Source organism: Bacillus sp. GC_Bacil_1, assembly GCF_026540675.1.
Taxonomy (GTDB): domain Bacteria; phylum Bacillota; class Bacilli; order Bacillales; family Bacillaceae_G; genus Bacillus_A; species Bacillus_A cereus.
On record NZ_JALNUG010000004.1, the window covers coordinates 261,410 to 280,998 of the forward strand.

Genomic DNA, 19,589 nt, shown 5'->3' on the forward strand with positions numbered 1-19,589 from the left:
ATAGTATTACTAATATTTTTGTAAGTTTTCCTTTGGTGTCCAGCCCTTCTCATCATCTGTTCCTTCTCACCAAACCCATCCTTTCCAGTTATACTTCTCTTCGTGATAAAACATCCAGTTTTCCCAGTCTTCTGGACCAACGTAACTCTCTATCATTTTCACTACACCCCTCTCTTCTAAGCGAATTGGATTAGGATAATTGCTAACATGTGATTTTATAACGATATATTTCATAAGAACCTCCAATAAACTGAAAATTAAGTTATAATATCATTATAAAATTATGAAGGAGGAATGCACTCATGTACTACAACACTTCATTCGAAAACGATCAACCTGTAGGCCGTCTATAAACTAAGACGGGCATTCATTTAGCACATACACTATGCCTCGTCTTAGGGAGCTCATATTACCCTAAAAATAGACGGAGGTATTTCAAATGAAACAAACAATTTTAGGAGCTATATACTTATCACTAGCAGCAAGTATATGGGGCGGTATGTATGTTGTTAGCAAATACGTACTCGATTTTATCCCACCACTAACACTCGTTTGGCTACGCTTTATTATCGCTTTTGTTGTTTTATATGGCATTTTGAAACTAGCTGAGAAAAAGCAAAAGAAAAAAGTAACCATTCGCAAAAAAGATTGGCTCCTATTTGCTTGGATTGGATTTATCGGCTATTTCATTTCGATCACATGCCAATTTATCGGAACAAAATTATCCGACGCTCATACAGGCTCGTTAGTTACATCAGCTACACCTGCATTTATGGTTATATTTGCAGCGCTCATTTTGAAAGAAAAACTAACCGCTCGTAGACTTTTATCTACTATAATAGCGACAATCGGCGTCATTATCGTAATCGGATGGGATATTGAAATCGGCTCCTATTTTATCGGAACAATCATTTTAGTTGGAGCCGCTATTACGTGGGCTTTACTATCTATTTATGTAAAAATCGCTTCAATCCAATTTTCATCCTTAGTTATTACAACGTACGCAATTTTCTTTTCACTCTTTTTTATTACACCTTTTATGATATGGGAGCTACAAGCGGCCTCTATCGGAACAGTAAATACGTACGTAATATTAGGCATATTATACTTAGGAATCGTCTCAACAGCAGGTGCCTTTTTCCTTTGGAATAAAGGATTAGAATTACTGGATGCAAGCATCGGCTCCTTATTTTTCTTCTTCCAACCTATCGTTGGATCGTTACTTGGTTGGTTGCTCTTAAATGAAACATTAAATAGTAACTTTTTTATTGGTGGTATTCTTATTATATGTAGCGTTTTAATTACTACTTTTGAAAAGAAATAAAAAGCAGGCAGAGATTCTTAGTCTCTGCCTGTTCGCATTATTGGATCTTGGTCGTGAAAACCAATACAAATCGGTATATATCATAATACTTCGCTTCTATTTGCTCTACTGCTAACGAAAAGACATCCTCTTGCATCTCTTCTAAATACTGAAATATCTCCACAAAATACTCCTCACTCTTTACGCACTCCAATGCGATGGACGAGACAATAATTTCGGTAATTTCGTATGTTTGTCCCCTCTAGCAGCATTAACTTGAACTTGCGTCAGAAAAATACTATTAGTAAAATCAGCCCCGCGAATATCTGCATCTCGCAAATCTGCTCCGATGAGATCTGCCCCTCTTAAATCTGCACCATTTAAGTTAGCCGCAATTAAGTAAGCTCCTCTTAAATTTGCACCTTGTAAATTTTTCTTTTTCAGATTCGCTCCCATAAGGTCTGCTCCGCGGTGAATGATTCGTTTCTTACGCGCAGTATTCATTTCCTTCCATACTAATTCGCTCGTTTCTAAAAGAAGAATGTTCACCTCTGCCCTATGCATTGGAACATTTATTTTCATTAACTCATCTGGATTTAAATTCGAAAGTCGCTCTGTCTCCTCAATTGCGTTCTCCAGCTCTTTATGAATTGGCTGTGTTGCCTTTAAAAGAATCGCCTCATTCAAATACCAAAGCATTTCATGAAGTTGATGCATAACTGGAAAAGCATCGTACATTTTTCTTGCATGCTTTGCATCTTTCCGCCAATCAATCCCTTTAAACGTACCCTGAGAAATCTTCTGTCCAGCACCGAAACACTCAAATACTGTACAACCTTTATAACCTTTTCCTCTAAGATTTTTATGTATACTACATTTAAAATCTGATTGTAAGTTGGAACATGGTTTACCACCATCTTTATTCACTGCAAAATCTACCGATGCTGCGAACGGTAATGCAACGCAACATAGACCGAAGCATTTTTCGCAGTTTGCTTTTAAATGATCGTTATGATTAGTCAAAATCTATACCCCCTGTTGTCTTTTGACTATTTCATAATATTCCAACTGTAATAAATAATCAATTTTAAAATAAACCAGCATCTTTCGTTTCAATTCATAACTTTATCATTCGATTTCCTTTCAATTGAAAAGGACTATTTCTATTTAATGAATTATAATTAAATTATAAATTTTCTAACTAAAAAGGAGACTTATTATGGCACTAGAAATGAAAACAAACTGTCAAATTTGCGATCAATCGCTCGAACAAGATTCTGAAGCATACATTTGTGTATATGAATGTACATTTTGCGCACCATGTACAGAAGAAAGACATAACGTTTGTCCAAACTGCGGCGGCGAATTAGTACGTAGACCGAAAAAGAAATAATAAAAAGCAAAGCGATATCGCTTTGCTTTTTATTATTTTCTGAGTTTATGAAATTATATCGAACACAACTTAAACATTTACAAACTTCACACAAACAGGCTCTGGCACAGCAACATCAGATTGTAAAAGTGTTAACTTACCTGTAGATTCATCTCTTGAAAATAACACAAGATTATGTGACTTTTCATTTGTAGCAACAAGGAACTTTTCAGTAGGATCTAATACAAAGTCTCTTGGCCAATTTCCTTCTGTAGATGTGTGTTCACCAAATGTAAGCTGACCTGAATTTTGATCTACGCTATAAACAGCGATACTATTATGACCACGATTACCTGCATATACAAAACGGCCGTCAGAAGAAATATGAATCGCACTTCCTTGATTATTTTCATCAAATTGTTCTGGAACAGTAGAAATATACTGTAATTCTGTAAAGGATCCTTCTGCAGGATTATATGTTAACACAATAATCTCTGAACTAAGCTCCGTCATCACATACGCATACTTTCCATTCGGATGAAAAGTAATATGTCTTGGACCACTTCCTGGATTTACAGATAAACGATTCACTTCTGTTAATGTACTATCTTTTACTTCATACGTAATTATTTTATCTATCCCTAAATCAACGCCCACTACATATTTTTCATCAGGAGTGTACCCCGCGTAATGTGCATGTGGTTTTTCTTGTCTTTCTTTATTCGGACCTGAACCTTCATGCGCCATAATAGATGAAGCAGGATTTACAGTTCCATCTTCTTCATTTATTTCAAAAGACTCAATCGTTCCTTTATGGTAATTCGCTGTAACTACTGTATGATTTCCACTATCAACACTAATATGACAAGGAGAAGCACCTTCTACTACTTGTCTATTTCTCGCTTTTAGTTCTCCAGTATGACTATCAATGGAATACGCAGCTACACCGCCAGATTCGCCTTCCTTAACAACAGAATAGAGATATTCATTATTTTGGTTAATCGTTACATATGTAGGGTTATCTAGCTTAGCGGCAAGTGTTACATTACTAATTTTTTTTGCTTCTGTGTCTAAAGTAAACTTATATATTCCTTCGCTTTTTTCTTTCGTGTAAGTTCCAACATATCCAATAAACTCTTTGTTATCCTTCATTTTCATAACCCTCTCTCCCTATATTTTACGTTCATCATGCTTCTTAAAATATTTTATGTTGAAAGAGTATCCAAAAAAATCGGAGTACTTCTTTATACGTTACCATATTTTCTTGGTAAATAGCTTTTAAACCCATTTTTTTTGATACGCTGCTATACTTTCATATTCTTCTTCCAATTGACGGGACAGACGAATATAGATTGGCGTTAAATCTTTATATTTTTCCACACTTTCCATGTTTGGCTCATGATGAAAATCTGCACCTACCATTTCAGAAACTACGGATAATGTATCTATTTCACCTAAACTATATAAACCGAGGATTGCAGCTCCTAAGCAAGAGCTTTCAAAACTTTCCGGAACATATACGTCTTGATAGAAGATATCCGCCATCATCTGTCTCCAAAGTTCCGACCTTGCAAAGCCGCCTGTCGCTTGAATTTTTTTCGGTTCGCCAATTAACTCTTTTAAAGCGAGAAGAACGGTATACAAGTTATAAATTACTCCTTCTAAAACAGCACGGATAAGATGTTCTTTCTTATGATGCAATCCGAGTCCAAAGAAAGATCCTCGTGCATTTGCATTCCATAAAGGAGCTCTTTCCCCTGCTAAATACGGGTGAAATAATAAACCGTCAGATCCAGGATTCACTTTTGCCGCTATTTCAGTAAGTACTTCATATGGATCTTTCCCTAAACGCTTCGCAAGTTCAATCTCTGAAGTGCCTAATTGGTCACGAGCCCATCTGAAAATCATACCGCCGTTATTTACTGGTCCACCGATTACCCAATGGTCTTCAGTTAACGCATAACAAAAAATTCTACCTTTCGGATCTGTTACAGGACGATCTGTTACAGCACGTATCGCACCGCTTGTACCAATGGTAACAGCCACAACGCCAGGATCTATTGCATTTACACCTAAATTAGATAGTACTCCATCACTCGCTCCTACTACAAAAGGCGTAGAAACAAGTACATTCATCTCTTTGGCAAGCTCTTCATCTAATCCTGTTAAACTGTGCGTTGTTGGAACAAGTTTAGAAAGCTTTTCATCTGTAATTCCCGCAACATGTAAAGCCTCTTCATCCCATTTTAAAGATTTTAAATTAAACATCCCTGTTGCTGACGCTATAGAATAATCAATTACATACTCTTTATATAACTTGTAAAAAACATATTCTTTAATAGAAATAAATTTATAACTTTTTGCAAACAATTCTGCCTGCTCATTCTGTAGCCAAACTAATTTCGAAAGCGGTGACATAGGATGAATTGGTGTGCCAGTACGAAGGTAAATTTCATGACCATTCATATCATTCTTTATTTTCTCCGCCCAGCTTGCACTTCTATTATCTGCCCAAGTAATACATCCCGTTACTGGATTCCCCTTTTCATCTACAGCAATGAGACTATGCATTGCCGAACTAAAAGAGACACAAAGAATATCACTTGGCTGTACACTACTTAATCGTACAGTTTCTTTAATCGTATTTATTACTGCACGAAAAATTTCTTCTGGGTCTTGTTCCGCTGTTTCAGGCGTAGGAGAATATAAAGGATATTCAATTCCATGACTAGCAATAACAGATCCATCAGTTGAAAATAGAACTGATTTTGTACTAGTTGTCCCAATGTCTACACCAATCATATATTTTGAGCTCACCATTTCTTCCTCCTAACAAAAAATCCCTATAGTATCCTAATAATATAAGAACCATAAAAATACATTTATTTTATCTATTCATAACGTTATGTGCTAAAGTTATCTCTCTACATTCATATAAAAATATCCTTATTTTAAACAAACATATCGAGTAGTAAAACTCCTCCAAAAGCGATAAATGAAAGTAACGTTTCTAATACTGTCCATGTTTTAAATGTTTCTTTCACTGTTAAACCTAGGTATTCTTTTACCATCCAAAAACCAGCATCGTTTACGTGTGAAAACATTAATGCTCCTGCACCTGTTGCAATAACGAGTAACTCTAAGTTCACACCTGTTGTATTTTCAACGATTGGCGAAACGATACCCGCTGCTGTTGTTAAGGCGACTGTCGCTGACCCTGTCGCAATTCGAATTAAACCAGCTACTATAAATGCTAATACAATTGGAGATAGAGCTAAATGTTCAGACATTTGAGCAATAGCATTCCCTACCCCACTATCGATAAGAATTTGCTTAAAACCCCCGCCGGCACCAATAATCGCAACAATTGAACCGATTGGTAATAAGCTATCTTCTGTTATCTTCTTAATAGCTTTTTTATCGATACCTTGACGAAATCCAAGAAAATAGAACGCCGCAAAACATGCAATCAATAGTGCAATGATAGGACTACCGATTAATGTGATAATCTTCATCAAAGTATTAGAAAGAGGCACATAAGGAGCTGCTGCAGCTAAAACCATTAACATAACAGGTAACAATATAACTAAAAATGAAACTCCTATTCCTGGTAATTTCGTTGATTTTGTATTTACACGAATCAATTCTGGCTCATTTTCAGGAATTACACGTTTGTGAATCCATTTCGCAAATATAGGACCTGCAATAATCGCTGCAAAAAATGTAATAATGAGTGAATACATTAGTACATTCCCAAGATTCGCTTTATAAATACCAATTGCAACTATGGCCCCTGGATGCGGAGGAATAAGACCGTGCACGACAGATAGCCCAGCAATTGCTGGTAATGTTATTAATAAAATATTTTGTTTCGTTGTTTTATGAATTGAAATTACTAACGGCAGTAATATTAAAATGCCTACTTCAAAAAACACCGGGATTCCAATAATAAAACCTGCAATTAACATAGCCCATGGTAAGTTTTTTATCCCAAAGGATTTAATAAAGAACTCTGCCACTTGCATTCCAGCACCTGACTCTGCCATCATTTTCCCTAAAATTGTACCTAATACTAAAATACCTACTAAATGCCCTAGAACACTTCCCACTCCTGTTTCATAAGCACTCACTATTTTATCCATTGGCATTCCAGACATAATTGCTAAAAACAAACTTGCAACCGTTAAACTAATAAACGCATGCCATCTCCACCACGACACCCCTAAAATAACAATTACGATTGATAATAATGTAATCATTAAAAGGTACATATTCATACTCAATCCCCCTTTATGTAAACCCTTTCATAATTACTATATAATTAAAAGAACCTATATAGTTCTTACGTGAGTAAAAGATACCTTTACATATTGCTATACACTTAAAAGCATCTTCACATCATAATGATTTATATAAAAAGAATCTCCCTTATTAGAGATACACTATAACTCATCTCTCTAATAAGGGGATTTCTCTTTAATAATTATAATGTTATTGTGATAAATGCTTCGCGCGATCAATTTTTCCTTTTTTAAAAGTGAATGACACTTTCTTCTCTGCTGTTTTCACGTAGTAAGACTACAAACTCAGGATCCAGTTTAAACGATGAAGTTACTTAGGATTTGTCCTCTCATGAAAAGCAATTTTCGGAAAGCACCTTCACTTTCATGCATTATAATTTAGGAGCTTTCGCCCAATCCGCAGCAAACTTCTCAATACCTTGGTCTGTTAATGGGTGCATAGCAAGTTGTTCAATTACTTTATAAGGAATTGTTGCAATATGAGCACCTGCCATCGCTACACGAGTTACATGATCTGGATGTCTGACAGAAGCCGCAATAATTTGTGTATCTAATTGATGAACATCGAATAATTCAGCAATTTTAGCAACTAATAATACACCATCTTCAGAAATATCATCTAAGCGTCCTAAAAATGGAGAAACGTACGTTGCACCCGCTCGAGCAGCTAAAAGTGCTTGGTTCACAGTGAAAATAAGTGTAACGTTCGTTTTCACACCTTTTTCAGTAAGATAGCGACAAGCTTCTAATCCTGCTAGCGTCATTGGAAGTTTTATCGTGACGTTTTTATCGCCACCGTTAATTTTAATTAATTCTTCTGCTTGAGCAATCATTTCTTCAGCTGTAACAGCATCTGGAGTTACTTCTGCCGAAACAGACTCAACTTTAGGTACTGCCTGACAAATTTCTGCGATACGGTCTTCAAACTTAACGCCCTCTTTTGCTACTAAAGAAGGATTCGTTGTAACACCAGCTAAAACTCCAAGTTTATATGCTTTTTTTATGTCCTCAAGATTTGCAGTATCAATAAAAAATTTCATGATCAATTCCCTCCAGTTTTTAAACGTTGATGAGTTACATGTTTAATATGCTTATCCCGTAAAAGCCCGATTGGTATGGAATAAAGCCCCTATTTATTAAAGTTTCACTTTATTTCTTTTCTACTGCATGTCCGCCAAATTCATTGCGCAGAGCTGCTACAACTTTTCCTGTAAATGTATCATTGTCTAATGAGCGGTAGCGCATTAATAGAGACATTGCGATAACAGGAGTTGCTGTTTGAAGGTCTAATGCTGTTTCTACTGTCCATTTTCCTTCACCAGAAGAATGCATAACACCCTTAATTTCATCCAGTTTTGCATCTTTAGAAAATGCATTTTCTGTTAATTCCATTAACCAAGAACGAATTACTGAACCGTTGTTCCATACTCTTGATACTTTTTCATAATCGTAGTCAAATTCACTTTTCTCTAGAATCTCAAATCCTTCACCAATAGCAGCCATCATACCGTATTCAATTCCGTTATGAACCATTTTTAAGAAGTGACCACTACCAGCTTTTCCAGCATATAAGAATCCATTTTCTACAGCAGTATCGCGGAAGATAGGTTCAACGATGTCCCAAGCTTCTTGATCTCCTCCGATCATGTAACAAGCACCATTACGAGCGCCTTCCATTCCGCCAGAAGTTCCTGCATCCATAAAGTGAATGCCATCTTTCTTTAATTGCTCATATCGGCGGATAGACTCTTTATAATGTGAATTACCAGCTTCAATTAAAATATCTCCTTTTGATAAAAGTGGTGTAACCTCATCAATAACAGAATCAACAACAGCGTGTGGTACCATTACCCAAAGAATTCTTGGTGATTGTAATGACTGAACAAGTTCACTTAAACTAGATGTACCCGTTGCCCCGTACTCTTTCATTTCTTCTACTGCGCTCGTATTTAAATCAAATGCTACTACTTCATGTTTATGATCCATTAAATTTTTCCCTAAATTTAATCCCATTTTACCTAACCCAATTAATCCTACTTGCATAATATAATTCCTCCTCAAATCATCTTTTATTAAAAATCCATATCACTACAATCTGGAATACCTTTCAGCACTGAAATGTTCGTATGTACAGAAAGGTATTCACAGTCATAGCTTAAGAATTCAACACATTTTTTGTAATTTGAACAACATTTTCTGTCGTAAATCCAAATAGATTCATGACTTCAGCTCCAGTTCCTGAAGCTCCAAATGTTTCAATTGATAGTACTTTTCCTTCTTGTCCTACATAACGTTCCCAACCTAGAGATACACCCATCTCAAGAGATACTCGTTTCGTTACAGAAGACGGAAGAACGGATTCTTTATATTCGTTCGATTGGCGATCGAATAACTCCCAGCTCGGCATTGCAACGATGCGAACAGAAACTTGTTCTTCTTCTAATTTTGCTTTCGCACTAGCAGCTAAGGATACTTCAGAACCTGTCGCAATTAAAATTACATCCGGATTTTCATTTGTTTGTGTTAATACGTAAGCTCCTTTAGAGAGATTCTCTATGTTCGCTTTCGTTTCATTAAACACCGGTAAATTTTGACGGCTCAGTACTAAAACGACTGGACCATCCGTTTGCTGTAAAGCATACGCCCAAGCACTTGCTGTTTCATTTGCATCTGACGGACGGATAACTGTTAGACCAGGAATTGCTCGAAGCGCTGCCAATTGTTCAATTGGTTCATGCGTTGGACCATCTTCTCCTACAGCAATCGAATCATGTGTAAATACGTAAGTAACAGGTAAATTTTGCAGTGCAGCCAGTCGAATCGATGGACGAAGGTAATCATTAAATACAAAGAATGTACTTACGAAAGGTTTTACTCCTCCATGGAGAGCCAGTCCATTCGCTGCCGCGCCCATTGCATGTTCACGTACACCGAAGTATATATTTCGTCCAGCATACGATTCTACCGCGTACACAGCTTCACCTTTTATATCTGTCATAGTGGAATGAGAAAGATCTGCACTTCCACCGAAAATAGAAGGAATCGATTTCACATAATGATTAATAGCTTCCCCACTTGCAACACGAGTGGAAATCGTTTTTTCAATATCAAAGGATAGAATGTCTTTCGCTTCAATTAAAACATCACCTGTAATCGCTTTTTCTAATTCATCTGCTAGTGCAGGGTTCGACTCTCTGTATGAGTTGAACTGCTCATTCCAGTCATTTTCTTTTTCAATACCTTTTTGTTTCAGTTCATTAAAATGAGCTTTTACTTCTTCAGGTACAAAGAAATCTTCCTCATAATCCCAACCATACACTTGTTTTGTCGCTGTTGCCTCTTCTACGCCAAGCGGATTACCATGTGCTTTGTTCGTTCCAGCAACTTTTGGACTTCCATAACCTATAATAGTTCTAATTTCTATAAGAGTAGGTTGATCCGTATTTTCTTTCGCTGATTGAATAGCTTTTGTAATAGCATCGACATCGTTTCCATCTTCAACTCTTACATATTGCCAATGTACAGATTCTGCCCTTTTCTGAATATCTTCAGAGAAAGCAATGCCTAATTCACCATCAAGTGAAATTTCATTTGAATCATACAGTACAATTAACTTGCCAAGTTTCATATGTCCTGCCATTGACATCGCTTCATAAGCGACACCCTCCATTAAGTCACCATCTCCGACTAAAGCGTACGTATTGTGATTTATAATAGAGTGACTATCCTTATTGAACTTCGCCGCTAAATGCGCTTCTGCCATTGCCATTCCGACAGCATTGGCAATCCCTTGTCCTAACGGGCCTGTCGTCGCTTCGACTCCAGAAGTATGACCAAACTCAGGATGTCCTGGTGTTTTACTATTTAACTTTCTGAAGTTTTTCAAGTCATCAATTGAAACATCATATCCAGCTAAATGAAGCAGGCTATATAACAGACTAGATCCATGTCCCGCCGATAAAACGAAACGATCACGGTTAAACCATTCTGGGTGATTAGGATTGTAATTTAAATGATTCGCCCATAATGCATAAGCCATTGGTGCTGCTCCCATCGGAAGACCTGGATGACCTGAGTTTGCCGCATTAATAGCATCAATCGATAACGTACGAAGTGTATTCACTGCTAATTGATTTATGTTTTGTGTCATAGTAATCGTCCCCCTAAATGCTTTCATGAAAGAAAGTACTTATTTTTCCGTCTCTTGATCTAACCACCATTTAAATCCACTTTCTTGTAACAGTTCATTAGACGCTTCTGGACCATATGAACCAGACTCATATTCATGAAGCGGTAATAAGTTTTCCTCGAACGCTTCAAGAATTGGTTGTACCCATTCCCATGACAATTCAACTTCTCTCCAATGTGCAAAGAATGTAGCGTCTCCACTCACAGCATCATGAATGAGTCTTTCATACGCTTCAGGTACTCCCACATCCGCTTGCTCACAAGTAAAGTTAATACGCATCGGTTCAATTTCTCCATTTTTCAATGGATTTTTACTGTTTAACTGTAATGAAACGTTCTCACCTGGGCTAATTTCAATTATTAATAAGTTAGGTGCTGCATTTGGATTATTATCTTGATATTGCTGTTTTAACGTATTTTTAAATTCGATTACAATACGAGTAGACTTTTCTTTCATTCGTTTGCCTGTTCGTATATAGAAGGGAACGCCAGTCCAAAATGGATTATCGATCCACAGGCGAGCAGCAACAAATGTGTCTATGTTAGAAGAAGGATTTACTCCTGGCTCCTCTTTGTATGCTACAACTTGCCCGCCTTTTATCTCACCTGCAGCGTATTGTCCGCGAATGATATGGCTTTGAACGTCTTCTTTTTTCACTTTACGAAGCGTTTCCATTACCTTTCGCTTTTCCTCTCGAATTTCACATGCATTAACCTTTTCCGGCAGATTCATAGCAGTCATCATTAATATTTGTAACATATGATTTTGAACCATATCTCGAATGGCCCCTGCCTGGTCATAATATCCTGCCCTTTCTTCAACCCCAACTGTTTCACTCGCTGTGATTTGCACATTCGCTATATGTTCTTTATTCCAAATTGATTGGAGAACAGGATTTGCAAATTCTAGCGCTTCAAGATTTTGAATCATCGGTTTACCTAAATAATGATCAATACGGTATATCTCGTCTTCTTCAAACGTGCGACTAAGCTTATCATTCAGCTCACGAGCAGATGTAAGGTCGTGCCCAAACGGTTTCTCAATCATCAGGCGTTTCCATCCATCCGTTTTATCAAGTCCGCTTTCCTTAATATTTAAAGCAATCGTCTCGAAAAATTCAGGAGCAACGGAAAGATAAAACATTCTATTACCTTTTATATGTAGTTCTTCTTCCCTTTCACGAACGACTTGTAATAATCTCTCATAGTCTTCCGGCTTACTCACATCTAATGGACAATAGCGAAAATTATCTAAAAAACCTTCCAGTTCCGGAGTACCTTCTTCCCTCTGACGAGAAAACGTCTCTATTGATTCTTTTATTCTTTCTTGAAAATCTTCATGAGATACTTGACGTCTTCCAAGCCCGATAACAGATATTTGCTTTGGAAGCTTTTGATCTCTATATAAGTTATATAGCGCGGGGTAAATTTTGCGTTTCGCTAAGTCCCCTGTCGCTCCAAATAAAACAAAGGTCATTGATTCCAAGTTCAGTCCCCCTCTTGTTGTATAATCCTCGTCAATATACTAAAAATGAATTGTACAGAAGCTCATACTCTTATACTTCCTGTTTTTATAAAAAACAAAGAGTTATCTAATTCCAATTCTTTTTATACCTTTCGCTCTCTCATTGTCCCCAATATTAATAGTGGCAATTCAAAGCATTTCTACTGCAACTTACTTATTTATAGAACTTAACGAAATATTTTATATCTAATTACTTTTAGTAATTAAGTAATCCTATGTCTAGTATATTAACCACATAAATTATTATCGTCAATAAAAATGTCTTGAATTAAATACTATTTATTTTGTAATACTTTTCTAAGTGTATTCCTAGTTACCATTCATTTTCAAAGATAATGATTGATATAATAAATATCAGTTTCATCAAAATCTTCGATTAATTCCCGGTTAAACTCGCGAGCAGACGTTACATTATAATCAAAAGGCTTCTCTATAATAAGACGGTTTAATCCTTTTGTAGTCCACAATCCACTCTCTTTAATATTTAAAGCAATCACATCAAATACTTCTGGTACAACAGATAGATAAAACATACGGTTTTCAGAAATATTTAATTCTGTTTCACGCTTTTTTACAAGGCTCAGTAAATCTTGATAGCCCACTATATTCGCTGTATCTAATTGACAATAACGAAATGTGCTAATAAATTCTTCTACTCCTGATTCGTCATCAGAAGATATTCTAGAAAATGTAGCAAGGGATTGTTCCACCTTTGTTTGAAATTCCACACCTGACATTGCCCTTCTGCCAATACCGATAATTGAAATAGATTGTGGTATATTTTGATTACTAAATAGTTTATATAAAGCAGGGTAAATTTTGCGTTTCGCTAAATCCCCTGTCGCTCCGAATAAAGTGAAACTTTAATCAGTGGAGGTTTTGTTCATCCCCACTGATTATTAGCCTTCACCAATCGGGCTTTTACGAGCAGCCCAACTCCCACCTAACTTCTTTGCTTTCGCTGAATTTTGAGGCGGGGGTCTTACTGCCCGGCAAATAGCGGGATAAACATAATGAATAAATCATGCTGCAAAAATAACATCTACCCTTTCTTCATAAAGCTTTACAATTGCTTTCGCAAGTACGTTACATTATTTCACGTACTTTCCCCTTCTCTATATAAAATTCTCACTAACAAAATTCAAAATATTATACTTATTTTTCGTACTTTGCTATGCTATAACCACAAACAGGAGGTATAAACTATGAAAGCACAAATTATCCATTCTTTTGGGGATTCATCTGTATTTCAATTAGAAGAAGTTTCAAAACCAAAACTTTTACCAGGTCATGTTCTAATCGATGTAAAAGCAACAAGTGTAAATCCAATCGATACAAAAATGCGTAGTGGTGCCGTTTCAGCCGTCGCTCCTGAGTTTCCAGCTATATTACACGGCGATGTAGCTGGTATTGTTATTGAAGTAGGAGAAGGTGTTTCGAAATTCAAATCAGGGGATAAAGTATACGGATGTGCCGGAGGTTTTAAAGAAACTGGAGGTGCACTTGCAGAATTTATGCTTGCTGATGCACGATTAATTGCTCACAAACCTAACAATTTAACAATGGAAGAAGCTGCTGCTCTACCATTAGTTGCAATTACAGCTTGGGAATCTTTATTTGATCGTGCAAATATTAAACCTGGTCAAAATGTGCTCATTCATGGAGCTACTGGTGGCGTAGGACACGTAGCCATTCAACTAGCTAAATGGGCAGGCGCTAAAGTTTTCACAACAGCTTCTCAGCAAAACAAAATGGAAATAGCCCATCGTTTAGGAGCCGATATAGCTATTAATTATAAAGAAGAATCTGTTCAAGAATATGTACAAAAACATACGAATGGAAACGGATTTGAAGTTATATTTGATACAGTAGGCGGCAAGAATCTTGATCATTCTTTTGAAGCTGCTGCGGTCAATGGAACTGTCGTAACTATTGCAGCTCGTTCAACCCATGACCTCTCTCCTTTACACGCAAAAGGACTCTCTCTGCACGTTACTTTTATGGCGTTAAAAATATTACATACAGATAAGCGTAATGATTGCGGAGAAATCTTAACGAAAATAACGCAAATTGTAGAAGAAGGAAAACTTCGTCCATTGCTAGATTCTAAATCTTTTACGTTTGATGAAGTTGCACAAGCACATGAATATTTGGAGTCAAATAAAGCAATAGGTAAAATAGTTTTGAAAAACGTTTGGTAACTTTCACTAAATAATACAAATAACAAATGTTTGTTGTTGGAAAATAACAGCGAGATCGCTTCGCCTTATCTTTTTCTTAAAAGGCGTGCCACAACCTTAAAAGCTTTCCATCCTTTACAACAAGTAAAAAAATAACAGCTAAATTTTGAGGTGGGGGTCTTACTGCCCAGCAAATAGCGGGATAACATTCAAAAAAACCTTGCAGAAAAATTCTACAAGGTTTTTGTCTATAAATACAAATTAATCACTATATTAAAATGAAAGAGTTTGTAATTCATCACAATAATATTAAATATACGCTGCTTTAAAGGCTTGTTGGACAGCTTGTACTTCTAATGAGTCTTTACCATATAAGTTCGTTGCTACACGAATACAAGCTTCTTTTAATTCTTTAAAATCAGAAGTCATATTTAATTCATCCGTATTTGCATAATAGAAAATATCAAACATTTTATCTTCTCCAATGCCATGTATGTTTACTCCATTATGGCTTCCACCACTAGCAATCAAGTAAGCTACTTTATTAATAATGCTAGAGTTCGTGTGTACACCACCATGATCGTGGTCAGCATCAATAGGTAAGTTATTATAATGCCTATAATCCTCTGGATATCTAGAAGAGATAGATGATGGGTTTTTCATATCTCTAAAAATACGACCTGATTGTTCTCCCATTGTCCAATTGAACTTTCCGTTATTGGCATACTTTTCAACGGCTACTCCTAAAATATCAGATAACGCTTCATTAATTGCACCAGCTTCTCCTGCGTACTCAAGTCCAGACTCATTTCTTGTAACCGCGTGTGTAAATTCATGTCCTGCCACATCAAATGCTCTAACAATTGGATCTCCGTATACTAGCATAGCGCCATTACTAAATGCATTAAACCACTGCTTAGGATTTCCTTTATTCGTACCATTTGTGTTCCAACCATGAACGACAGAAATTACTTTTTGTCCGTTATTATCAAAGCTGTTACGGCCATATTTTTCTTGATAAAAATCATATACTTTCGTTGCTAAATAATGGGCACTAACTGCTTTAGGATCTGTAAAATTTGTAGAATTACTTGTTACTAAATCATCGAGATAACCCCATACATTTCTTCTATAATTATTATAATCTTTATAATTAGCAGTATATGTTTCAATTCCCTTACCACGAGAATAATCTGCAAGCATGTACGTTCCATCACTTCTTTGTGTAATTCCAAACGTACGATTAATACCTAAGTCATCTTTTCCAGTACCTGTTAATTTTGAAGGATCTGTTGATTTATTTGATGTCGCAGATTGGACAATACTACTCTCTACTTGTATACCCAATTTTTGAACGAGTTCTTTTAATAGATTACCACCAAAAGCATCAATTAATACTGTACCGGATACATATTCAGGTGTAGATGCACTAAAAGTAATTTGATATGCGTTTGTAGCTTTATTTGTATTTTCATCTACATATACCACTTGTTTAATTTCTGGTTCTTCAATAAATGTGAGATCATTTCCATAGATGTTGAAAAGCTGTTTCTTTGCATCCTCTTCTGATAGAGTAATAGGTTGTTTCAAATCTTCCTGTTGTTGTAAATCTTGGGCACTATCTCCCGAAACGCTCGTAAGTACACCATCATCATTAATATGTGCTGTTAGTTGATATCCGTATACATCACGTCCTTCATACGTTTGTTGAAGACGTACCAATGTAGTACCATCATAAGATTTACGACTTTGCGTAACATTATAATTAACTTTGGATTCCGTATTAACTTGCTTTGATGATAATGCTTGTTCTGTTTTTCCTTTTAGTGCATCCTTTGCTACATTTTCTGCCGAATTTTGAGAAGGTGCTGTTAAATTACCTGTTCGGAACGTATCTTCCTTTGTTTCCACTTTTAAATCTTCTGTTTCCGCATGTACTCCTCCATAAGGCATAATCGCCGATAACACCACTCCTGTAGTTAAACCTACCTTTACGAAATTATTCATATTCTTACTCCTTTATAATCTTATTATTAAGTTAAATAAATGTTTTTTCAAAATTGGAAACATAGATATTTCAAACTATCTATGTTTATCTACTGTTTATGAATTGTGATTCCTCATAATATAGATAGATTGCGTCGTTACTTTTAGATTCATTTCATTTCTCAAAAATTACTCATTATATAAGCTATCTTTATATTTATCCATATATGTTATTTTTTGTGGTTCTGATAACATATTTATTGCCATCCACACATTCTTTTTCATTTCTAATTTTTGCATTGGTATCTTTTTTAAAACCGGATTATTTATAATTGCTTCCATTTCTTCATCAATTCTTTGCATAAGATTTTCTTCTGGATTATTTTTCAAATAAGTATTTTTCAATCCCCATTTTGTCATTATAAATTCATTCGTTTTATTCATAGGATTAATAATAGTAGCTTTACTAGTTAATCGTTTTTTTATTTCATCATGATAGATTTTAATTCTATATCCCTCTTTTAGTGGAATGATATCTTTTACAATTGTTACATTTGTTCCTTCCATTTCCTTCGTATAAATTTTTTCACCTTTTTCATTAAAGACCTCTATCGATGCATATTTTTCACCTGCATAATAGCTATGAGGCGTTTTAGTAGTAACCGTAAAAATAGCTCGATTTTGCTCTAAGTCTGTATTTAATACGGCAAACTGGTCATCTCCTAATCCTAGGAATTGAATCGTTTCATTTACCAACTTACTCACTTTCATTTCGTTAATATCAATCTTTAGACTATTATCTTTTTCTTTTACATAGGCATAATACGAACTGAAATGGTACATACTATTCGTTTTCCCACCTGAAATTTCAACCGTATACACTCCATTTGGTACGTCTTGTAAATTGATATCTGTTGTTTCAATTGTTTTCTCTTGAATAACTGTATTCCCTTCTTTTAATTTAATTTTTCCTCCTTTTAATGTATCTATTTCATTTGTATTTAAATGGATATGCAAATTCCCTTTTAGCCCAAGTGGAGCAATTTGCTGATTCGTAACTATTTCGAAGTTGGAGTTTATCGGAATATCAGGATCAACTATAGCTCTTGCTTTCGCTAATTGTGATTCAGGCACTATATAAGCTAAAGAAGTAACAGCCGGAAAACCTTTCGCCCTATTCATCTCTATTTGTTTGTGATTAAGCTTAAAGCCCCACCTTTCAAAAACAGGTGTAAAATCAACTTGTCCATTCTCACTATAATACTGATTCATTAAATCTGGTAAAGAATGGTCACCTTTTTTGAAAGCAGCATTGCTAGCTAGTTTTCGATAACCTTGATACATTTTTGCAAATGCTTCATCGCCAGCTTTTTGTTTCGCCATTGTTAAAAGAATAAGTTTTTGTCGTAAATCTAAATCATCATAATTTTTATTTTCTTTCATTAAAGCATTATATAAATTCCGTTCTACCTGTTCCTTTTTCCCGAAATTAAACAACCAACCAACTTGATCTGCTTTTTTGCCGTATTTACTATATTGATATTGAACACCAAATAGATTATTAGAAACTTCTCCTGTAAATATTCCTTGATTATCAAAACCAGCTTGGTATCCATGAGCGATTTCATGTAAAGTTCCCCAACTTAGTTTATCTAACCACATCTTTGTACTATCTGTACTATTCGCTGTCCAATTTGTGCCATAATAGGCACCGCCAGCACCAGATATATCTGCTTTTAAGAAATAACGATTTTGACTTTTTTTATTTTCAAACGTTGAGCCATCTAAACCAATAATTGAATCATACATCACAAAAATATCTTCATAATACACAATTAACTCATCCAATGATTGAAAATCTTTTAAAGATCTTACTAACTCTTTATCTTTTTTAGGTACAAATAATTGAAAACTCTCCCCTTGAAGTAACGCATACTCTCCATCAAATTGATCCCATGTACTAAAAAATTGAGATACACTTCCTTGTTGTTTATAAATGGGAAGGGGTTTAGTAGCACTTTCATTCCCTACTTGGTACTCAAGTACAGCGTGCTCTTCACCATACGGAGTATCTATGAAAGGAACTAAAGACGTATCACCTTGGATAGTAACCCATTCATTTCCTACTTGTATGGATTTTTCATTTTTTGAGTCATTAGACAATAAACGTAATGTTAATTTGTCTTTAAAATTAGGATTTGTTTGTCTTACCTTTAATGGTGTATTTCTCTTCAAAATAAATCCTAAATCTTGTCGATCATGATATTTCCCCTTACTTATGCCCGCCTGAAATATCCAAGTAGGCTCTTCTAAACTAGTAATTTTTTTTGCATTTATTCGTTCATCAGCATGTAAGTGTATATTTCCTATGAGGAAAAACATTGTATACATTATGCCTATAACAAGTAATCTTTTCATTTGCATATCTCCTTTTCTATTTTTTATATACAAAATACAATAAAACAAATTCCTCCTTCGTTACTTAAAACTGTAGTCCATAAGTTATTTCCCAGTGTAATTATTATAGTTACATTAATTCATGATTATCAATCATTAAATATATGTAATTTTACATATACAAATATTTAACATTCGACAATAAAATATCTTTGCCTATACTCCTTTATCACTTTCAAAAATGAATTAAAAAAACACGAAGACTTAAATGTCTTCGTGTTTTTTTAATATATATATCGTTACACTTGTGATTGAATTCATAACTAGAATCTTTTTA

At 35.3% G+C, this 19,589-nt stretch carries 15 protein-coding genes and 1 pseudogene; 3 read left to right on the forward strand and 13 right to left on the reverse strand.

From position 1 onward, the window contains the following. Nucleotides 1–66: 66 nt before the first annotated feature. A complete protein-coding gene (locus tag OXT04_RS08705; protein WP_000875292.1) occupies nucleotides 67–234 on the reverse strand; it encodes an SH3 domain-containing protein in 168 nt (55 codons plus the stop codon). Between the two features lie 205 nt (nucleotides 235–439). Here OXT04_RS08705 and OXT04_RS08710 point away from each other — a divergent pair, with 205 nt between their 5' ends. After that, nucleotides 440–1,324: a DMT family transporter gene (locus OXT04_RS08710; RefSeq protein WP_000814761.1), complete on the forward strand. Its 885-nt coding sequence runs from the start codon at nucleotides 440–442 to the stop codon at nucleotides 1,322–1,324. A gap of 37 nt (nucleotides 1,325–1,361) precedes the next feature. On the opposite strand, the gene OXT04_RS08715 is transcribed toward OXT04_RS08710, so the two are convergent. Next, entirely contained in the window at nucleotides 1,362–1,487 is a 126-nt protein-coding gene (locus OXT04_RS08715; RefSeq protein WP_254904540.1) for a hypothetical protein, read from the reverse strand. Nucleotides 1,488–1,504: 17 nt separating this feature from the next. Continuing rightward, nucleotides 1,505–2,326: a pentapeptide repeat-containing protein gene (locus tag OXT04_RS08720; RefSeq protein ID WP_000181428.1), complete on the reverse strand. Its 822-nt coding sequence runs from the start codon at nucleotides 2,324–2,326 to the stop codon at nucleotides 1,505–1,507. A 196-nt stretch (nucleotides 2,327–2,522) separates the two neighbouring features. Between OXT04_RS08720 and OXT04_RS08725 the strand changes: the two genes are divergently transcribed. Beyond that, nucleotides 2,523–2,696: a DUF1272 domain-containing protein gene (locus OXT04_RS08725; protein WP_001162788.1), complete on the forward strand. Its 174-nt coding sequence runs from the start codon at nucleotides 2,523–2,525 to the stop codon at nucleotides 2,694–2,696. A 69-nt stretch (nucleotides 2,697–2,765) separates the two neighbouring features. Here the strand turns inward: OXT04_RS08725 and OXT04_RS08730 are convergent, their stop codons facing one another. The 8 genes and pseudogenes from OXT04_RS08730 to OXT04_RS08765 all read right to left on the reverse strand — a co-directional run. Continuing rightward, nucleotides 2,766–3,833 (reverse strand): lactonase family protein, encoded by a 1,068-nt coding sequence (locus OXT04_RS08730; RefSeq protein ID WP_097997576.1) that lies wholly within the window; start codon nucleotides 3,831–3,833, stop codon nucleotides 2,766–2,768. A 120-nt stretch (nucleotides 3,834–3,953) separates the two neighbouring features. Next, nucleotides 3,954–5,495 carry a gluconokinase gene (gene gntK, locus OXT04_RS08735; protein ID WP_267414151.1) on the reverse strand — a complete coding sequence of 514 codons (1,542 nt, stop codon included), beginning with the start codon at nucleotides 5,493–5,495 and terminating at the stop codon, nucleotides 3,954–3,956. A gap of 131 nt (nucleotides 5,496–5,626) precedes the next feature. Further along, nucleotides 5,627–6,952, reverse strand: coding sequence for a gluconate permease GntP (gene gntP, locus OXT04_RS08740; protein ID WP_267414152.1), 1,326 nt, complete (start codon nucleotides 6,950–6,952; stop codon nucleotides 5,627–5,629). Nucleotides 6,953–7,347: 395 nt separating this feature from the next. Next, entirely contained in the window at nucleotides 7,348–8,016 is a 669-nt protein-coding gene (gene fsa, locus OXT04_RS08745) for a fructose-6-phosphate aldolase (protein WP_000667692.1), read from the reverse strand. A gap of 109 nt (nucleotides 8,017–8,125) precedes the next feature. Next, entirely contained in the window at nucleotides 8,126–9,019 is an 894-nt protein-coding gene (gene gnd, locus OXT04_RS08750; protein ID WP_001195925.1) for a phosphogluconate dehydrogenase (NAD(+)-dependent, decarboxylating), read from the reverse strand. Between the two features lie 112 nt (nucleotides 9,020–9,131). Further along, nucleotides 9,132–11,126: a transketolase gene (gene tkt, locus OXT04_RS08755; protein ID WP_000193055.1), complete on the reverse strand. Its 1,995-nt coding sequence runs from the start codon at nucleotides 11,124–11,126 to the stop codon at nucleotides 9,132–9,134. A 39-nt stretch (nucleotides 11,127–11,165) separates the two neighbouring features. After that, nucleotides 11,166–12,650: a glucose-6-phosphate dehydrogenase gene (gene zwf, locus OXT04_RS08760; RefSeq protein WP_000445359.1), complete on the reverse strand. Its 1,485-nt coding sequence runs from the start codon at nucleotides 12,648–12,650 to the stop codon at nucleotides 11,166–11,168. Nucleotides 12,651–13,015: 365 nt separating this feature from the next. After that, a pseudogene (locus OXT04_RS08765) lies at nucleotides 13,016–13,531 on the reverse strand (glucose-6-phosphate dehydrogenase); the annotation flags it as partial. 363 nt (nucleotides 13,532–13,894) lie between these two features. Here OXT04_RS08765 and OXT04_RS08770 point away from each other — a divergent pair. Further along, on the forward strand, nucleotides 13,895–14,890 hold the full coding sequence (locus tag OXT04_RS08770; RefSeq protein WP_000647254.1) for a zinc-dependent alcohol dehydrogenase family protein: 996 nt from the start codon (nucleotides 13,895–13,897) through the stop codon (nucleotides 14,888–14,890). A 288-nt stretch (nucleotides 14,891–15,178) separates the two neighbouring features. On the opposite strand, the gene OXT04_RS08775 is transcribed toward OXT04_RS08770, so the two are convergent. Together OXT04_RS08775 and OXT04_RS08780 are read right to left on the reverse strand one after the other, a co-directional pair. Beyond that, nucleotides 15,179–16,876 carry a M4 family metallopeptidase gene (locus OXT04_RS08775; protein ID WP_001058947.1) on the reverse strand — a complete coding sequence of 566 codons (1,698 nt, stop codon included), beginning with the start codon at nucleotides 16,874–16,876 and terminating at the stop codon, nucleotides 15,179–15,181. A gap of 168 nt (nucleotides 16,877–17,044) precedes the next feature. After that, a complete protein-coding gene (locus OXT04_RS08780; RefSeq protein ID WP_140158971.1) occupies nucleotides 17,045–19,279 on the reverse strand; it encodes a putative mucin/carbohydrate-binding domain-containing protein in 2,235 nt (744 codons plus the stop codon). Nucleotides 19,280–19,589: the final 310 nt, after the last annotated feature.